The following is a 17732-nucleotide window of genomic DNA, read 5'->3' on the forward strand; positions in this document are numbered from 1 at the left end:
AAAGCTTTTACAATGCCACACTGAATTTTAATCCTTTATGTTCAATTTTTTAAACCATTTGTATAAAAATTCACTGCAAAGATTAAGCATAATTTCGCGACCTAACGGTCTGCATTTCACAGAAATTCGTAACCTTTGCACTTCAATTTCTAGCATGAAGAATATTTTACGTACCACCACCTTTTTAGCCATTATTGCCTGCTGGCTTTGGTCTACTGCCTTTGTTGGGGTTAAAATTGGCTTAGAGCACCATACTCCGTTTCAGTTTGCAGGTATCCGTTTTTTTATTTCCGGAGTACTCATCTTTTTGTATTTCGGTAAACCCAGGCAGTATCTCCTGCAGCTAAAACAAAATTTAAAGTTTATTCTGCTACTATCTCTAATTCAAATTTTTGCGCAATATGCCCTTTTTTACAGTGGCATAAACCTACTTCCAAGTTCGCTTTCGGCAATGATTATTGGCTCTCAACCACTTTTTATTGCCATGGTTGCACACTTTTCATTTCATAACGACCGAATGACATTGCGAAAAACACTGAGTATTTTAATTGGTGTGGTGGGAATTGCCATTATTTCGCTTGGGCGCACAAGTGTTGAAATGCAAGGCGAACTGGAATGGCTGGGGATTTGCCTTCTACTGATTAATAATATTGTTTCAGGCTATTCAAATGTGCTGATTGCCAAAAACACTTCGGGTATTTCGCCGGTGGTTTTAAGCTCCACCTCCTTAATTATCGGAGGTCTTATGCTTTCGGTGGTATCGGTCCCACTCGAGGGAATTCATCTGGGGCCTTTCCCGGCAGAATATTGGTATGCTCTGGCATGGTTAAGCTTTTTGTCTGCTGCTGCTATTACCATCTGGTATTCATTGTTAAAACGCCCCGGCGTTAAGGTTTCAATATTAAATGTTTGGAAGTTTTTAATCCCGGTGTTGGGTGCAGCCCTTAGCTGGCTTTTGTTAAGCAACGAAAAACCCGACCTAATTTCAGTTTTAGGTATGCTGGTAATTGCCTTGTCGTTAATAAGCCTTAACTATGCCAACCGAAGGGATCAGCAAAAACAACAAACAAAAAAAACCGAATAACTGTTTCTTATCAGTTATCCGGTCTTTCAAAAATCGTTGTTTCTTATTCTTCCAGTACCAGCAGTTCAATGGTCTTAAAATCGGTATTGTGGCTTTCGGCCTGAATAGAAATCGTTCCTTTTGTAAGTAATTTGTTGCCATCAGCCGGTAACAGTTTTTCGTAGTACTGGTCTCGCGGGTCGAGCTGTGGTTGCTCGTAGTACATTACTTCTTTACCATCTACAAAGTGGCGGATTATTTTGTCACCACGCACTTCAACTTCAACAATCACCCACTCGTCATCAAGCTGAGTATCAGATTTAGAATTAATGCAGTGCTGTTCAATCAACTCACCATTCATTATTACATTAGTTCCCGGAGTACATAAGTTCATTGTTGAGCGTTCGCCTTTACCCGAAATTCCGCCTAATAGCTGTACCTCAATTGAAGTCGGAAAATCCTGGTCCAACTCCATCGATTCGGCACTTTGCCCGTGAATCATTAAACCATTATTCCGAAAAGCCCAGCCCGGACCACCCTTTACCTGTGCGCCAACAAAGCGGTAAACAACCCGAAGCCTGTAGTGCGAAAAAGTGTCCTTGTAAAACAAGTGCCCGAACTTGCCATTCCACTCGTCCCAGTTTTCGTACGACACGCGCAATATTCCATCCTCAACCCGAAATGTATTTTTATAATTCTCTCCTAAAACTTCACCTTTAAACTTTACTTGCCAGTCGTTTAAATCTTTTCCATTAAATAACTGAATCCAGTTTTCACCTGGTTTTGCCGAGCTTTGCTGTTTTTTATCAGCATTTGTGCAAGAGCTTAAAAATAAAACACTTACCAGAAAAACTTGTAATAAATAGTTGTTGTACCTTATCATTATTGATGATTTTTATTGATTTAGTTAATGAGAGTAAAGGTAAACTATTATGAAAAAAATAAAAATTAACCAGTTGGTTAAACTTTTTGACTAAAAGCTTGTTTTTTTAATCAACACTTTTTAATTTTGACCATATGGTTAAACTTTTTGGTTAATTTTATGAGTGAAACAAAAAAAGACAATACAGAAGAGAAAATTCTGAAAGCGGCCCAAACAGTATTCATTCAGAAAGGCATGGATGGGGCACGCATGCAGGAAATAGCCAATGAGGCAGGGATAAACAAAGCGCTGCTGCACTACTATTTTCGATCGAAGCAGCTGTTATTCAACGCTATTTTTAAGAAAGTTTTTGGTAAAATATTACCCAACATCATGCAAATGGTACGCTCTAACCGCCCAATTGAAGACAAACTTGGCCTATTTATCGAAAACTACATCGACCTCCTCAGCAAAAATCCATTTCTCCCCACATTTATTTTAAAAGAAATTAACCGCGATGCAGCCTTTCTGGCCAAGGTTATAAAAAGTAATGGCATAAATCCTACAGAGGTTTTTAACATGTTGGAGCAAGAAATGGAGAAGGGAAACATTCGAAAAATGGACCCGCGCGAAGTACTAATTAACATACTTAGTTTAAGCATTTTCCCTATTGCCGCAAAGCCATTAATGTCGGTAATGTTTTTTGAAAACAAGCAAAAAGATTACGATGCTTTTATTGAACAACGTAAAACCAGCGTAAAAGAATTCATCTTAAATTCTATTCTGGTAAAAAAGAGTAGTTAAAACACAAAAAAAGAGGCGTAAAACTGCTGAATCGTGTAACGAAATAAACACAAGCCAATGAAAAAGATTCTGTTACTTCTAATTCTTCCGGTGCAACTGGCTGTTGCCCAAACCAACATTCACCTTGATAGTTGTTATGTTTGGGCAAGGCAAAATTACCCAAACCTTAAACACACCCAATTATGGAAAGAGATTAGCGCACTTTCCATTCAAAATAAGGAAACTAATTTGTTGCCACAACTCACCTTAAACGGACAGATCAGCTACCAGTCGGATGTTACTGAAATTTCGGTATCGATACCGGGCATGTCTATTCCAACCGCCTCAAAAGACAGGTACAGCACTTATGCCGAGCTGCAACAATCAATTTGGGACGGGGGAGTTACCAAAGCCAGCAAAACACTGGAGCAAGCCATTTTAAAAAGTAATCTATGCCAGCTAGAGCTTGAACTCTATCAGTTAAACGACCAGGTGTTGCGCGCCTTTTTTACTACACTGCTTGTAGACCAACAGAAACAAGTGATACTAGCCCAGTTAAAAGTGATTGCTAAAAAACTGGAACTCGTACAGTCAGGAATTCGCAATGGTGTTACCGAGCCAGCTGCAGCATTGGTGCTTAAAGCGGAGGAAATTAATCTAAAACAAAGTATTGTTGAGCTTCAGGCAGCCCGCAATGCAAGTTGTAAAATGCTGGCGGTTTTAATCGGCAAAACGGTGAATGAACAATCGAAATTCCTTTTTCAGCCCACATTTACTCCTGACACAAGACTTGTTCGCCCCGAGTTGCAATTGCTGGCCAACCAACGAGAACAGCTTAGTTTCCAAAGCGAACTAATACAAAAAACACGAAATCCTAAATTCTATGGATTTGGCCAGTTAGGTTACGGAAAACCGGGTTTAAATATGCTACTCGACGAATTTAAAGGCTACTATCTCCTGGGAGTTGGTGTATCGTGGAATGCTTTCGACTGGAAAAAAACCAGCCGTCAACAACAGGTTTTACGCCTTCAGCAAGACATGCTCCAAAGCCAGGAACAAACCTTTTTACAAAATATGAGCATTGTTCTTATTCAACAAAAAGAGGAAATAGCCAAGCTGGAACTTTTAATTAATAACGACCGCCAACTTGTTGGTTTAAGAACGGAAATTACCAAAGCAACAGCCTCAAAACTTGAAAACAATGTAATTACTGCCACAGACTATGTTCAGGAACTGCAAACAGAAACCATTGCCAAATTACAGCTCGAACTGCACAAAATTCAGTTAAATCAGGCCCACGAAAAATATATGCTGCTTAACGGAAAAACGCTAAAAAGCGGCAATGAAATCAATTAAACTATTACTTGTTATGAAAAAAATACTCGTCCTTACTTCAATTGCTGTTATGCTATTTTCTTGTGAACGAAACACCGAAACGGCCGATGCTTATGGCAACTTTGAGACAGAATCGGTAATTGTTTCTGCCGAAAATACCGGAAAAATTATAGCGCTAAACATTAAAAAAGGCGACATCATAAAAGCAGGATTTCCGGCTGTACTTATTGATACCACGCAACTACATTTGCAACATTTGCAGGCTAAAGCACAGCAGGCGGCTGTTATAAGCAAACGAAGTTCAATTCAATCGCAAATTGTTGTTCTTGAAGAACAAATGAAAAACCTAAAGGTGAACGAAGCGCGCATAAAACAAATGCTTAACGATGGTGCGGCAACACAAAAGCAACTTGATGATTTACAAGGACAAATAAGTGTAATTGAAAAACAAATTGAGAATACAAAAACACAGTTTTTACTCATCAAAAAAGAGTATGCCGTGTTAGCAGCTCAAGAGCAATCGCTCATTGATCAGTTAAAACGCTGTACCGTTAAATCTCCCGTTTCAGGAACGATTTTGGAAACCTATGCCGAACGGGGTGAACTGGCAGCAACCGGCCGGGCCTTATTTAAAATTGCAGATATAAACCAACTGGAGCTAAAGGTTTATGTTAGCGGTGCGCAACTGCCGCAAATTAAACTTGGACAGAAAGTTACCGTTTATACCGACCGGAATGAAACAGAAAACCAATCGTTAACCGGCACCATATCATGGATTTCGCCTGAAGCCGAATTCACCCCAAAAATTATTCAGACCAAAGAAGAGCGGGTAAAACTGGTTTATGCAGTTAAGGTAGCTGTAAAAAACGATGGAACATTAAAAATAGGAATGCCAGGCGAAGTGCGTTGGCAATAATAGCTGTTTTTCATGATCGAGATTTCCGAAATATGCAAGTCGTATAAAACCACCAGGGCGCTGGCAGGCATAAACCTGCATATAAACAAAGGCGAACTTTTTGGTTTAATTGGCCCCGACGGTGCCGGGAAAACAACCCTGATTCGAATTTTAATGACCCTGCTTTTACCCGACTCGGGCACGGCAACCCTTGATGGAATAAATGCGGTGGACGCCTATAAAAAAATAAGGCGGATAGTAGGTTATATGCCGGGACGATTTTCGCTGTACCAGGATTTAAGCGTTGAAGAAAATCTTAAATTCTTTGCTACCGTTTTTGGTACCAGTGTCGAGAAAAACTACGATCTTATCCGCGACATTTACCACCAAATAGAACCTTTTAAAACACGCCGGGCAGGTAAACTTTCGGGGGGAATGAAACAAAAACTTGCCCTTTCGTGCGCATTAATCCATAAGCCTAAAATACTGGTGCTCGACGAACCAACAACCGGCGTAGATGCGGTTTCGCGAAAAGAATTCTGGGAAATGCTTAAAAACCTGCAGCAAAAAGGAATTACAATCCTGGTGTCTACACCGTACATGGATGAAGCCAATTTATGCGACCGCGTTGCTTTAATTCAAAAAGGAAATATCCTTGATGTAGATGCGCCCCAACGGATAACTGAAAAATTTCCGAGGAAAATAATACAGGTAGGAGCCAAAAATATGTACCGCTTAATAAATGATTTACGTGCTTTTAAAGCCGCAGAAGCGGTTTATGCTTTTGGCCAACATGCGCATTTCACAGGGGTTAACGACCAGGTTGAACCCATTGAGATTGACAGGTATTTGCATCAAAAGGGCCACACTGAAGTGCTGGTGGAAGAAATTCCGGCAGGAATTGAAGATGTTTTTATGAACCTAATGGAACAACAGAGTTAAACTTGCAATGAGAATGGAAAACATAATATCGGCAAAAAACTTAACCAAAAAGTTTGGCAGCTTTACAGCCAATAATGCATTAAGTTTCAATGTAAAACAAGGAGAAATTTTTGGTTTCCTCGGAGCAAATGGTGCTGGTAAAACCACTGCAATCCGAATTTTATGTGGACTTTCAGCACCAAGTTCAGGCGAAGTTACAGTTGCCGGTTTTAATATTTACAGCGAAACCGAAAAAATAAAGAAAAACATCGGCTACATGAGCCAAAAATTTTCGTTGTACGAAGACCTTACCATTTCAGAAAACATAAAACTATATGCCGGTATTTATGGAATTAAAAGAAAACAACGAATTGAAAAAGAAGCACAACTTTTAAAACGGCTTGAGCTGGAAGCGGTTAAAAATAAACTGATAGGAGACTTACCCTTGGGCTGGAAACAAAAGTTGGCTTTTTCGGTTGCCATATTTCACCAACCAAAAATCGTTTTTCTTGATGAGCCGACAGGCGGAGTTGACCCGGTTACGCGACGTAAATTCTGGGATTTGATTTATGAAGCGGCCAGTAATGGAATTACCATTTTTGTAACCACACACTACATGGACGAAGCAGAATACTGCGATCGGGTTTCCATAATGAATGCCGGAAAGATAGTGGCGCTCGACACGCCGGCCGGGCTAAAAAAACAGTACAGCGCCACCAATATGGACGAAGTATTTTTAAAAATTGCCCGATAAATCCGCAGAAAAAAACGCTTGCAGCCTTAAATAAGCAAATAAAATGAAACAACTGAAATCATTTATACAAAAAGAATTTTACCACATTTTTCGCGATCCGCGAACCATGCTCATTTTGTTTGGCATTCCGGTGGCACAGTTGCTAATTTTTGGTACGGTTATTAAAAGCGAGATAAAAGATGTTCACATTGCCATTTACGACCAGTCGAAAGATGTAACTACGCAGGAAATTACCAACAAACTGCTTTCGTCGGGCTATTTTGTTTTAGACAAAAACCTCGACAACCTTAACGAAATTGATGCCATATTCAAAAAAGGAAAAGTAAGGCAAGTTATCGTTTTCGAGAATAATTTTGGTAACAACCTGGGCAAAGAAGGCAGGGCTGCAATGCAGTTAATTGCCGACGCATCAGACCCTAACACGGCAAAACTGGCCATTTCGTATACCCGGGCAATTGTTAACGACTATATTGCCAAAAGCTTCGGTGAAACAAAAAAGCCCATGCAAATAACACCCGAGGTGCGCATGTATTTTAACGAAGAAATGAAAAGTGCTTATATGTTTGTTCCGGGAGTAATGGCACTTATTCTGATGCTGATTTCTGCCATGATGACTTCCATTTCGATTACCCGCGAAAAAGAGCTGGGTACCATGGAAATTTTATTGGTTTCGCCTTTAAAACCAAGTCAGATTATTATTGGCAAAGTACTCCCCTACCTGTTGTTGTCGATTGTAAATGCTTTTATAATTGTACTAATTGGCCATTTTGTTTTTAAGGTGCCGGTTAACGGTAGTTTTTTATTATTGATGCTTGAAACAATACTGTTTATTTTAATGGCGCTTTGTCTTGGCATCCTCATTTCTACCGCCGCAAAAAACCAAATGACCGCCATGTTTATTTCAATGATTGGATTGATGCTGCCAACCATCTTGCTTTCGGGCTTCATTTTCCCCATTGAAAATATGCCCGTAGTTTTGCAATACTTAAGCCACATTATGCCGGCACGGTATTTCATCTCAATAGTAAGAACCATTATGCTAAAAGGGACAGGAATACTCTTTATTTGGAAAGAAACGGCAGTTCTACTGGGAATGACCCTCTTTTTTATAGCCGTAAGTGTAAAGAAATTTAAAATAAGATTGGAGTAAAAATAGTCCAGTTTTAATGGAATGGGAATAAAAGAACAAGCGTAATTTTCTAAATGAAAACCATAAGCTACATACTACAAAAGGAGTTTCGGCAAATCTTTCGGAACCGCACCATGCTGCCAATGATTTTTATGGTGCCCATTATTCAGATGTTGATTTTGGTATTTGCTGCCACTTACGACATGAAAAAAATAGATATGGTGATAGTTGACCACGACCTGTCGGAAAATTCAAAAGAACTGATTGCCAAATTCAACGGAATTCCATTTTTTAATATGCTTCAGCTGGAACAGTCGGAAAAACTTGCCGAACAAAAATTACTGACGGGGGAAGCAGATGTAGTTCTTGTTTTTCCGATGGATTTTGAGCGAAAGCTTATTCGCCACAACCACACAAACATTCAGCTCCTGGTTAATGCCATTGAGAGTAACTCAGCTCAACTCATATACACTTACGCTGCCAATATTGTGGCCGATTACAATCAACAGATCATCTCGGAATGGAAAGCAATTCCGGAGTTTGAAGTACCTGCACAAATTAACATTGCTGAAAACTATTGGTACAATACAGAGCTGGATTACAAGTGGTTTATGGCTCCGGGTATTTTGGCCATTCTGGTAACCCTGATTGGCATGTTTATGTCGGGAATGAACCTGGTGCGCGAAAAAGAAATTGGCACCATAGAACAACTTAATGTAACGCCACTAAAAAAATACCAGTTTATTATCGGCAAACTAGTACCGTTTTGGATAATTGGCTTATTCGATCTGGCTTTTGGGTTGGCAATTGCCTGGCTGGTTTTCGATCTTCCGATTGTGGGCAGCCTGTTTACCCTGTTTTTTATGGCCGGAATTTACCTTATTGGTATACTTGGTTTAGGCTTGTTTATTTCAACCCTTGCCGATACCCAGCAACAGGTAATGTTTGTGAGTTTCTTCTTTTTAATGATGTTTATTTTGATGGGAGGTATTTTTACGCCGGTTGAAAGTATGCCTGACTGGGCACAAACTATCGACCATCTTAACCCACTGTACTATTTTATGCGAATAATGCGTATGGTTGTTTTAAAAGGATCAGGCTTCACCGAGTTACTTCGCGAACTTATTTCTTTAACCTTTTTGGGAATTACCTTTTTAAGCCTGGCCATTTGGCGCTACCGAAAAACGGCCTGACAGTAAAATCTGTTTACATTGCACGAATCAAATTTTCCATTCTTCAGGATAAAAACAATAGTTAACTTTTTAAAATTGATCACGTTAATTTAATTACATTCAACCATGTTTAAATGAAATAATGATGAATGAGCATTTTGTTTTGGAAATACAAGAACAAGAATATTTTGAAGAAGGAATATTCAGGGTTTTAGATAAGCTACACCTTGATGCTGCGAAGTTTATTACGGCCAAAACACAGCAGCACCACAATATTCACGAGTTACGAACTAACATAAAAAAAATACGCGGAATTCTGCGTTTACTGCGACACGAAATTGGCGAAGACAGTTATCAGCTTATGAATTCACACTATAAAAACCTGGCGGCAGAAGTGGCCGTTTTACGAGACGATACTTCGCAAATAGAATTACTGCAGGAAATTAAAAACCGAATAAAAGACACAGCCGTTAAAAAGGATTTGGGGATAATTATAGCCCAACACGATGATACCAGAAAACAGGCATTCTATTTGTTTAATCAGTCTGGCAATGCCGAAAATCTTAAGCAAATGATTCTTGGTTTGCAACAAATGATGCATGAACTATCCTTATCAGGAAACCCGGAATTATTCATACTAAAAAGCTTAAAACATATTTACCGGCAAGCGCGCAGTGCTTTTGAAATTACCGGACTTTTAAACGATGAAGAACTATACCACTACTGGCGCAAACAGGTTAAATATTTAATGTATCACTTAATGCTTTTAAATAAAGCCTGGCCCAATTCCATCCGAGTATTTATAAATGATTTAGGCCGGCTCGCGAGTAAATTGGGTGAATTGCACGACTTAAATTTATTCCATACCGGCATCAAAGAAAAAAGGATATATTGCTCGGCCAAAACACAACAAAGTTATTTATTACGTTTTGTTTACAAGCGTCGCTGGCAGTTAAAGAAACACATCCATAGCCTTGGCGAACAATGCTTTACCGAAAGCAGCGATGCTTTTGCCATGCGCATTTTTAATTCCTGGGAAAATTCGGTAATGAGTAAAAAAACTATTAAAAACAGAAAAAACGCAGACGGTTCCTGCAATTGCACATACTAATAACAATTCTTTACTATGCTGTATTTTCAGCACTCATTTCCAAAAGTTTTAAAACCGTTTTTAAATTACGTGTGGTAGCCCGCGTTTTAAATACCTTTTCAATATAATTGTTCGTAAGTTTTGTTTTCCCGTAGCCGTTCGGGCAATAGATATAAATCGCCTTTTCGCTTAAAAAGTACCGCTCACCATTTTGCATTTGCAAGCTCAGTTTCGTCTCCTGCTGACTTTTAAAACCAGCATCTAAAAAAGTGATATGAAGGTATGAGTTATCCAGAGTTTCATTTGAAAGAAAAGGATTATCCTGCACCGTTTTCTGAAAATCGTCAAGAGCAAAAACCATTACAGGCACACAAAATCCAAAATCTTTCTCAATTTGCTTTTCAATTAAAACTTCCAGTTCACCAGGGTTGTCATTTTCTGAAAAGAATAAAACATTACCACTTTGAATGTATGTTTTTACGCTTTTAAAACCGGCCGCTCCAAACATAGCCCGAAGTTGTGCCATTTTTATACTATTTTTTCCGCTTACATTTATGCCACGCAACAAGGCTATATATTTTTTCATCGGCCAAAACATTGGGTTGATAGAAGAAACAACAGCTTAATTAAAACAAGGTTTTATAAAAGTTTAATAGTGGGAATTATACGAACAGCAAAACGACAAAAGTCAACCACAAAAAAAACCGCCCCTGAGCTATTTAAACCCCAAAGGCGGTGCACTGTCCCTTCCTCACTATTTTTTTGATATTGATTTAGCCACGCTAAATCCCACTTAAATTTTTTAATTATTATGAGTTTTTTTAATGGATGGAGTCATTGTTTTAACGCTAGTAGTTTTTAGTTTTTTTCGGTTTATAACAGGGTAAAAAAGCAAGCTGTTTTATCATTTTTGCTTGCTTTATCTAAATTAATACATTTTTTGTTAAAAGTCAAGTGGCTATAAAATAAAACTTTTAGCCCGGGTAATACAAGCCAGAATCAGGCCCTACAGGCCAACCCAACAACAACCAAACAACCAAAATAATTACCCAAACCAGGAAAAAGAAAAACGTATAGGGCAGCATGGTAGCGATAATGGTTCCAATACCGGCCTTCTTATCATAGCGTTGAAAAAAGGCAACAATTAAGGCAAAGTACGACATCATTGGCGAAATTATATTGGTAACAGAATCGCCAATACGATAGGTATTTTGAATTAACTCGGGTGAATAGCCCAACAACATAAACATGGGGATGAAAGCCGGCGCAAGAATGGCCCACTTTGCCGAAGCACTACCCATAAATAAGTTAAGCACCCCAACCAAAATTATAAAGGCAATCATTAAAGGAATGGAGCCCAGGTCAAGGGATTTGATAAAATCGGCCGATTCAATGGCAAAAATCAACCCGATATTTGTCCACTTAAAATAGGCCACAAACTGAGCTGCAAAAAAGGTGAGAACAATATAAATTCCCAGGGTCTCCATGGCTTTCCCCATACCTCTCATTACATCCGAGTCGTTTTTATAGGTTTTAGCACCAATTCCGTAGGCTACCCCCAATACGGCAGCGGCAATAAAAATTATGGCAACAATACCCATTAAAAATGGCGAACGTAATATATCACCATTCTCGCCGCGCAAATACCCATGCTCCGGAATTACACCAAATAATAAAAATGCAGTTAAAAAAGCTCCCGCCACAAGTGCATAAAGCAGGCCGCGTTTTTCGTCTTTACTTAACTTGCGTAACTCTTCCGGTTTTTCATCTCCATCGTAAACCCCCAATCGCGGAATAACCACTTTCTCGGTTACCCAGGTTCCCACAATGGCAATAAAAAAGGTAGATACAAACATAAAATAGAAATTAGCGGCAGGGTTTACCAGGTATTCAGGGTCGATAATTTGAGCTGCCTCTTCTGATAACCCGGCCAACAAGGGATCGATGGTGCCTAACAATAAATTGGCACTGTACCCACCCGAAACTCCTGCAAAAGCAGCCGCCATACCGGCCAGGGGATGCCGGCCAACAGCCAGGAATATAATGGCTCCCAGCGGAACGAGTAGCACATAACCCACCTCGCTGGCAGTGTTTGATAATATAGCTGAAAATACGATTACAAAAGTGAGTAAACGCTTTGGTGCCGAGGTTACCAACAGGCGCAAAACAGTAGCAATAAAGCCACTGCTTTCGGCAATACCAATACCCAACATAGCCACTAGCACTGTTCCTAACGGAGCAAAACTGGTGAAATTAGTAACCATTTCTTTGAGTATTTTTCCCAGGCCCTCTTTCGACATCAGGTTTACAGGCTCAATCATTTCACCGGTTCTGGGATGCAAGGCATGAATATCAAACAAACTTAAAAAACCGGAAAGCAAAACAACCAAAAACGCAAAAATGGCAAACAAGGTAGCAGGATGCGGCAGCGCATTTCCTCCTTTTTCAACAATATTTAAAAATCGTGCGAGATACTTATTGTTCATGTTTCAATTAAATGTTTCAGAATATTCTAACCAAAAGTTTTGAAATAGGTTCAGGAAAAAGAACTAAAAACGCAAAATACAAAATACTCCATTCATACTCCTTCAATTTTTAAGGTTCGGCAAAAAAACTACTTTGCTGTTTTTATCAGTCATTTCTAATTCTAACTTATCAATAAAATTTTAGCGTTTACAAAAATAAAACAATAAAAAATGTAACCATTTGTATCTTTCGGAAACTAAGTAGCAAACAAAAATCAAAAATCGTTGAAGAAAGAAGAACAGTTTAACCGGTTAGTGGAAGAGAACGACAATCGTATTCGGCGAATTTGCAGTTATTACAACTCGAACACTACCGACCAAAAAGACATGTACCAGGAGATTTTGGTGAACATTTGGAAGAGTCTCGATAATTTCAGAGGCGATTCTTCAATAAACACCTGGATTTACCGCATCGCTATTAATACCTCGTTAAGTTACACAGGTAAAGCCTATAAGCATTTAAAAGTAATGGTTGATGCCGAGCAGCATAAGCTTGCTTCGATAATGGATGTTGAAACTTTAGAAGAAAAGCTGGTAGAAGAAAAGCAACTGCAACGTCTGCAAAACGAACTAAATACAATGTCGGTTATTGAGAAAGCACTTATATCGTTAATGCTGGAAGGCCTTACCATGAAAGAAATAGCAGACGTTATTGGCATTACAGAAAGTAATGTAAAAGTTAAAATTCACCGTATTAAATCGCAACTCAGAAAAAAACTGGAGGATACAAGCCATGACTGAAAGCACAGAAAACAACCTGAACAAATTAATACAAAGGCTAAAAAATGCCGATTCAAAATACGCCAATATCGTAAAAGGAGTGCAAGCTATTTACTGGGTTTTAGTTCCCTTGTACCTCATTCTTATTGTTATACACCTTTTTAACAATGATCCGTTTACGGAAGTAATAGGAAGTGCCTGTTTTTTATCGGGCATGCTAATTTTTGCTTTTCTAATGAGGTATTACTACAAAACATACAGCAAAGTTGATTACTCGTTGCCAACCCTGCAAATGTTAAAAAAGGCAGCCTACCGCCATAAGCTTTTTCAATGGCAGGCTTTATGGGCACTGCTGGCTATACTTTTTATAGATGCGGGCTTAGTGCTTAACCACACGGGAGATGGTAACATCTGGCAAACACAAATTTGGTTTGCCCCTGTACTTGGGCTTAGTTTTCTGGTTGGTGTAATTTGGTGGTATATTCAGTTTAAACCACTGCGAGACCAGGCCTTAACGCTAATAGCTGAAATTGAGGGGGATGATTGAGGTACATTTTCGAGTTTCAAATAATTAAGTGAGCGATTTATTGGTGCCTAAAATGTAATTTTAAAGAAAACTGCCGGCGTAAAAGCCACAGCATCAGAATATACACCAACTAAATTTACATTATCCACTGTACTCACTCTAATATTTGAATACTTTATGTTGTCGGTATTCAAAATATTAAGAATGGAAATTCCGGCCTCGGCCTTAACTTTGCCCGGTTTGAATTTATAAACCAACGATGCATCAAGCCGCCGATAAGGTCTGTCGAGATCGAGGCTGCTGTCGATATCAAAGCGCTCGAAACCCGAACCATAAATGTAATTGGCCGATAGATAAAATGACCGGTAATTAAACACTCCTGCAAATTTAAGCTCGTGTTTTTGCTGATGCGGAGCGGGTCGCCATTCATCGGACACATAAAACGGATAGTTTTCTTCGGTATTACTTAAGGTGTAGGAAACCCAGGCCATGTGCCTTTTTAATTCTTTTTTAACAAACAAATCAAGTCCACGGCTTTTAGCCCTACCTGTGTAAAAGCCCTGGTTTATGCGTTTATTTCCTATAAAAAAACGGTTTAATCCTGTGGTAGTTTTGTTGTAGACCTCGGCGCTTACCGTAAATCCGTTTTTATTGTACGACATTCCGCCAACCCAATGTTCTGCATGTAAAACAGGCACCAAATCATTATCGGCATTAATCCAGAAATTGGTAAAATTATTCGAGCTGTCAACCACAGTTGTTTTCGATAAATACTGGTTATATTTTCCCCATGATGCATTAAGTTTTACCGATTCAGAAAGCTTAATTGATGCTGATAATCGTGGTTCGAAGTACCATTTTTCTACTTCGTTAACATAGGTAACACGCCCACCCGTTTTAAACAACAGGTGTTTACCAAGCGGATATTCGTCTTGCACATAGCCCCACAAACGTGGCGAGTGATTGGTAATGTTTAACAGCTCCTGGTTAAGAGAGATGCGCAAAAGCTCCACATTATTATCAATAATTCCGGCACCGGCAATCACCCGATGACCATCTTTCATATTAAAAATATGCTCAGCCCCGAAACTCACCTCATCCACGGTATTTTCACTGGTAATTTCTCTTCTGATTTTTATTTCGCCTGTTCTGTTGTTTTCGGTTTTGTTTCTTTCAAATATTTGTCTTTCAAACAAAGCATAACTTAAGGTTAAATTGGTTGTATTTCCGTTGCGGTGCGGCAAACCAATTTGCACCGAACCTCCCAATTGCTGATTCTTTTCCTTTTCTGAACGATTAAAAATAGTACGGCCAAACTCGCTTTCCAAATCATAATTAAAATCGTCGCCACCGCCATACAGGCTAAATGCAAAACGTTTTCCTTTTTCCCCTTCATAAACATATTTCAGGTTAGCATCGCGAAAAACAAAATCGGGTTGTACTTCAAAATCAATGGCATTTGATGAACTGTTTCCCTGTGCTGCACCTTGCCCATTTCCGTTTGAGTTATCGCGGGCAAACCAGGTAATATTGGTTGGGTTGTAAAGCTGATAATAGGTTTGCCTGTAGGCTGCCAGCAGCGACGATTTTGAACTTAGCGGCACTTCCAACATCGAATTCACAGTGGTTGAGTTAATATTAAAAGTAAAAGCAGGTTGCAACAAGCTCCCGTTTTTCCCCTGTATGTCAACAATTCCGCCAACCCTTTCGCCATAACGGGCGCCATATCCACCTTTCAGCACTTCAATGTTTTTTACCACAAAAGGATTAACTACTGCAATATTATCATTAAAGTTTTTCAGGCCGAAAACAGTAAAACCATCAAATTGAATCTTGCTTTGACTTTCATAGGCACCCCAGATTAACAAATCGTTTGATTGTTCTCCTGATGCAAGAATTCCGGGCATTAATCGCAAAAGGTTAAAAACCGAATTATCGCCGTGTCCGGGCAAAACTGGTGCTATCTGATGGTTAATTTTCATTTGTCCCGGCATATCGCCAATCAATGTCGACTTTTCAATTGGGTTACTATAAATTTTAATCTCCTGTATTCGTTCAATTTGCGGATACAAAAAAAAGTTACGATGAATACTTCCGGTAACAACTGTATCGTACACAAAATACCCCAGGTGCGAAATTTGCAGGTTAAAAGTGGTATCGGCAGATGCTATAAAATTAAACTGTCCCTGCAAATCGGATTGAACAGGAAGCCGGTTAATTAAAATGTAGGAATAAGGTAAGGGCTCGAATGTATTAGCCTCCATAACCCTTCCTGATATGCGGGTAAATCCGGTAACTTGCCGGGGTTCTTTCTTCGGAATAATAAGCAAAACATTGCCTGAGCGTTCGAGCTTCAGGGGCAAATCCTTTATCAGGAATTGCACAGCCTCTTCGTTACTGTTGAAATGTTTATTGATAGCTGTTACCGGGAATGCGGAAAGTAAGTCGCTGTCGTAAGCAAACTCGAAACCATATTTTTCCTTTAAATCAAGTAATACCTGATTTAAAGGCGTTTTTCGCGTGTTAATTTCAATGGTGCCCTGCTTTTGTGCCAATAACTGTACGCCTATTAATAAAACAAAAACCAGGGAAACTAGTTTCTTCATTAACTTTCCTCTGTAACAAAATACACATTCTCGTTTTGTTTGGTATACTTCAAACTCATGGGTTTGCAAACAAAATCCAACACATCTTCAACGCTGTGTTGTTTCGAAAAATTGCTTCCAAAGTTACGATTATTTAATTCCGGATCGAGTTTTATTGTTACTGCATACTGGCGCTCAATTTCATCAATTACCTCTTTTAGCGGCCGGCCGGCGAAAAAGAAAAAGTTTTGTTTCCAGCTAACAGCTTTTTCTGTGTTAAATATTTTTGTTAAAACCAGTTTACCCTCCTCCAGTTCGGCATGGTTTTGCGGCAATAAAACCACGGCTTCGTCTTTTCCCGTGCGCACCTGTACTTTGCCGGTTAAACAGGTTACCCGGTATTTTTTGTCGCGGGCAAAAATATTAAATGATGTACCCAAAACCTGTGTGGAGCCATATTTTGATTTCACCGTAAATTTTGAACCTTTCTCAACGTTAAAGAATCCTTCTCCTTCAAAATTCACCTTACGCTCCAACTTCCATTTTAAGGGGTAATAAACTAGTTTTGATGCCGCATTCATCTCAACAATAGAGCCATCGGGCAATTGAACAGTCATTCGTTCGCCGGGTAAACAGTTTATGGTTTTATGATAGGTTGACACCACTCCAAGCAGTCCGACCAATACAAAAATTACAGCAGCTGCCACCCACTGAATTACATCCTGTTTAAAGGAAACAACATTGGCTGGTTTATCATCAATCTCTCGTTGCAATGTTGCCCAAACATCCTCGTCCGACCTGTTCCAGTTAATCTTTCCCTTCTCAAAGAGATCTTTTTCGAGGTGATTTAAAGCCTTACTATGTAATTTTTTTTCACTCATTAGTGTTTAAGCTTGTTCTTAAATAAGCAAGTGCAAGTTTCATTCTTTTTTCTATTGCTTTTATACTAACACCTGTTATCTCGGCAATCTCTCTGTAACTCAGAGCTTCTACTCTGCTCATTAAAAAAACGGTTCGTTGTTTTTCCGGCATTTTAGCCAGTGCCAATCGGTAGTTTTCTTTTAACTGAGAAAACACCATCTCTTCTTCGGGCGATCTTGATTCGCCATTGTATTCGAAATGATCGAAAAAATCGAATGAACGTTTTTCTTTGCGGCAATGTGAAACAAAAATATTGTTCGCAATTTTATAAAGTAGTCCCTTTACTCGTTTCAAATCAATCTGTAGTTGCTTTTCCCAGATGGTAAGAAAAACCTCCTGCGCAATGTCGGTTGCCAGTTCGGTATCTCCAGACCGGTAAAACACATAACTGCGAATTTGCGCAAAATGCTCATCAAATAGTTTTTTAAATTCTTTCTTAGTCAAAATCCGG

The 17732-nt window shown here is 39.1% G+C and carries 17 protein-coding genes; 11 read left to right on the forward strand and 6 right to left on the reverse strand.

Features of this window, described 5'->3' with window-relative positions; all coding sequences use genetic code 11:
- Window positions 1-154 precede the first annotated feature (154 nt).
- Window positions 155-1084: a DMT family transporter gene (locus QZ574_RS14635; RefSeq protein WP_297090817.1), complete on the forward strand. Its 930-nt coding sequence runs from the start codon at window positions 155-157 to the stop codon at window positions 1082-1084.
- 43 nt (window positions 1085-1127) lie between these two features.
- Here the strand turns inward: QZ574_RS14635 and QZ574_RS14640 are convergent, their stop codons facing one another.
- Window positions 1128-1946 carry a DUF1080 domain-containing protein gene (locus QZ574_RS14640; protein ID WP_297090819.1) on the reverse strand — a complete coding sequence of 273 codons (819 nt, stop codon included), beginning with the start codon at window positions 1944-1946 and terminating at the stop codon, window positions 1128-1130.
- A gap of 159 nt (window positions 1947-2105) precedes the next feature.
- On the opposite strand from QZ574_RS14640, the gene QZ574_RS14645 reads away from it, so the two are divergent.
- From QZ574_RS14645 to QZ574_RS14680, 8 genes are all read left to right on the forward strand, one after another.
- Window positions 2106-2729, forward strand: coding sequence for a TetR/AcrR family transcriptional regulator (locus QZ574_RS14645; protein WP_297090820.1), 624 nt, complete (start codon window positions 2106-2108; stop codon window positions 2727-2729).
- Between the two features lie 57 nt (window positions 2730-2786).
- Window positions 2787-4064 (forward strand): TolC family protein, encoded by a 1278-nt coding sequence (locus QZ574_RS14650; RefSeq protein WP_297090822.1) that lies wholly within the window; start codon window positions 2787-2789, stop codon window positions 4062-4064.
- A gap of 13 nt (window positions 4065-4077) precedes the next feature.
- Window positions 4078-4959, forward strand: a complete 882-nt coding sequence (locus QZ574_RS14655; RefSeq protein ID WP_297090825.1) for an HlyD family efflux transporter periplasmic adaptor subunit — start codon at window positions 4078-4080, stop codon at window positions 4957-4959.
- Window positions 4960-4971: 12 nt separating this feature from the next.
- On the forward strand, window positions 4972-5880 hold the full coding sequence (locus QZ574_RS14660; protein WP_297090828.1) for an ABC transporter ATP-binding protein: 909 nt from the start codon (window positions 4972-4974) through the stop codon (window positions 5878-5880).
- A gap of 13 nt (window positions 5881-5893) precedes the next feature.
- Window positions 5894-6613, forward strand: a complete 720-nt coding sequence (locus tag QZ574_RS14665) for an ABC transporter ATP-binding protein (RefSeq protein ID WP_297090830.1) — start codon at window positions 5894-5896, stop codon at window positions 6611-6613.
- A gap of 43 nt (window positions 6614-6656) precedes the next feature.
- Window positions 6657-7763 (forward strand): ABC transporter permease, encoded by a 1107-nt coding sequence (locus tag QZ574_RS14670; RefSeq protein WP_297090832.1) that lies wholly within the window; start codon window positions 6657-6659, stop codon window positions 7761-7763.
- Between the two features lie 53 nt (window positions 7764-7816).
- On the forward strand, window positions 7817-8935 hold the full coding sequence (locus QZ574_RS14675; protein ID WP_297090834.1) for an ABC transporter permease: 1119 nt from the start codon (window positions 7817-7819) through the stop codon (window positions 8933-8935).
- A 121-nt stretch (window positions 8936-9056) separates the two neighbouring features.
- Complete coding sequence (locus QZ574_RS14680) at window positions 9057-10025, forward strand: CHAD domain-containing protein (protein ID WP_297090836.1); 969 nt, start codon at window positions 9057-9059, stop codon at window positions 10023-10025.
- Window positions 10026-10038: 13 nt separating this feature from the next.
- On the opposite strand, the gene QZ574_RS14685 is transcribed toward QZ574_RS14680, so the two are convergent.
- Window positions 10039-10590: a DUF1697 domain-containing protein gene (locus QZ574_RS14685; protein WP_297090838.1), complete on the reverse strand. Its 552-nt coding sequence runs from the start codon at window positions 10588-10590 to the stop codon at window positions 10039-10041.
- 388 nt (window positions 10591-10978) lie between these two features.
- Window positions 10979-12490, reverse strand: coding sequence for an AbgT family transporter (locus tag QZ574_RS14690; protein ID WP_297090840.1), 1512 nt, complete (start codon window positions 12488-12490; stop codon window positions 10979-10981).
- A 264-nt stretch (window positions 12491-12754) separates the two neighbouring features.
- Here QZ574_RS14690 and QZ574_RS14695 point away from each other — a divergent pair, with 264 nt between their 5' ends.
- Window positions 12755-13270 carry an RNA polymerase sigma factor gene (locus QZ574_RS14695; RefSeq protein WP_297090842.1) on the forward strand — a complete coding sequence of 172 codons (516 nt, stop codon included), beginning with the start codon at window positions 12755-12757 and terminating at the stop codon, window positions 13268-13270.
- Window positions 13263-13796 carry a hypothetical protein gene (locus tag QZ574_RS14700; RefSeq protein WP_297090845.1) on the forward strand — a complete coding sequence of 178 codons (534 nt, stop codon included), beginning with the start codon at window positions 13263-13265 and terminating at the stop codon, window positions 13794-13796. Before QZ574_RS14695 ends, QZ574_RS14700 begins: the two co-directional genes overlap by 8 nt.
- Before the next feature lie 47 nt (window positions 13797-13843).
- Here the strand turns inward: QZ574_RS14700 and QZ574_RS14705 are convergent, their stop codons facing one another.
- Genes QZ574_RS14705 through QZ574_RS14715 form a run of 3 tightly spaced genes read right to left on the reverse strand, consistent with a single transcriptional unit; the run spans window position 13844 to window position 17725 of the window.
- Window positions 13844-16381: a TonB-dependent receptor plug domain-containing protein gene (locus tag QZ574_RS14705; protein WP_297090846.1), complete on the reverse strand. Its 2538-nt coding sequence runs from the start codon at window positions 16379-16381 to the stop codon at window positions 13844-13846.
- Complete coding sequence (locus QZ574_RS14710) at window positions 16381-17241, reverse strand: FecR family protein (protein WP_297090848.1); 861 nt, start codon at window positions 17239-17241, stop codon at window positions 16381-16383. Before QZ574_RS14710 ends, QZ574_RS14705 begins: the two co-directional genes overlap by 1 nt.
- A complete protein-coding gene (locus tag QZ574_RS14715; RefSeq protein WP_297090850.1) occupies window positions 17234-17725 on the reverse strand; it encodes a sigma-70 family RNA polymerase sigma factor in 492 nt (163 codons plus the stop codon). Before QZ574_RS14715 ends, QZ574_RS14710 begins: the two co-directional genes overlap by 8 nt.
- Window positions 17726-17732: the final 7 nt, after the last annotated feature.

The sequence above is a fragment of the uncultured Draconibacterium sp. genome (genome assembly GCF_913063105.1).
In the GTDB taxonomy this organism is placed as follows: domain Bacteria; phylum Bacteroidota; class Bacteroidia; order Bacteroidales; family Prolixibacteraceae; genus Draconibacterium.

What these genes read in the sequence shown, in the direction of transcription:
- QZ574_RS14635 (WP_297090817.1), top strand. Translation starts at nt 155, where the DNA reads ATGAAGAATATTTTACGTACCACCACCTTTTTAGCCATTATTGCCTGC.
- QZ574_RS14705 (WP_297090846.1), bottom strand. Translation starts at nt 16,381, where the DNA reads ATGAAGAAACTAGTTTCCCTGGTTTTTGTTTTATTAATAGGCGTACAG.
- QZ574_RS14670 (WP_297090832.1), top strand. Translation starts at nt 6,657, where the DNA reads ATGAAACAACTGAAATCATTTATACAAAAAGAATTTTACCACATTTTT.
- QZ574_RS14665 (WP_297090830.1), top strand. Translation starts at nt 5,894, where the DNA reads ATGGAAAACATAATATCGGCAAAAAACTTAACCAAAAAGTTTGGCAGC.
- QZ574_RS14650 (WP_297090822.1), top strand. Translation starts at nt 2,787, where the DNA reads ATGAAAAAGATTCTGTTACTTCTAATTCTTCCGGTGCAACTGGCTGTT.
- QZ574_RS14675 (WP_297090834.1), top strand. Translation starts at nt 7,817, where the DNA reads ATGAAAACCATAAGCTACATACTACAAAAGGAGTTTCGGCAAATCTTT.
- QZ574_RS14645 (WP_297090820.1), top strand. Translation starts at nt 2,106, where the DNA reads ATGAGTGAAACAAAAAAAGACAATACAGAAGAGAAAATTCTGAAAGCG.
- QZ574_RS14660 (WP_297090828.1), top strand. Translation starts at nt 4,972, where the DNA reads ATGATCGAGATTTCCGAAATATGCAAGTCGTATAAAACCACCAGGGCG.
- QZ574_RS14640 (WP_297090819.1), bottom strand. Translation starts at nt 1,946, where the DNA reads ATGATAAGGTACAACAACTATTTATTACAAGTTTTTCTGGTAAGTGTT.
- QZ574_RS14685 (WP_297090838.1), bottom strand. Translation starts at nt 10,590, where the DNA reads ATGAAAAAATATATAGCCTTGTTGCGTGGCATAAATGTAAGCGGAAAA.
- QZ574_RS14655 (WP_297090825.1), top strand. Translation starts at nt 4,078, where the DNA reads ATGAAAAAAATACTCGTCCTTACTTCAATTGCTGTTATGCTATTTTCT.
- QZ574_RS14700 (WP_297090845.1), top strand. Translation starts at nt 13,263, where the DNA reads ATGACTGAAAGCACAGAAAACAACCTGAACAAATTAATACAAAGGCTA.
- QZ574_RS14680 (WP_297090836.1), top strand. Translation starts at nt 9,057, where the DNA reads ATGATGAATGAGCATTTTGTTTTGGAAATACAAGAACAAGAATATTTT.
- QZ574_RS14710 (WP_297090848.1), bottom strand. Translation starts at nt 17,241, where the DNA reads ATGAGTGAAAAAAAATTACATAGTAAGGCTTTAAATCACCTCGAAAAA.
- QZ574_RS14690 (WP_297090840.1), bottom strand. Translation starts at nt 12,490, where the DNA reads ATGAACAATAAGTATCTCGCACGATTTTTAAATATTGTTGAAAAAGGA.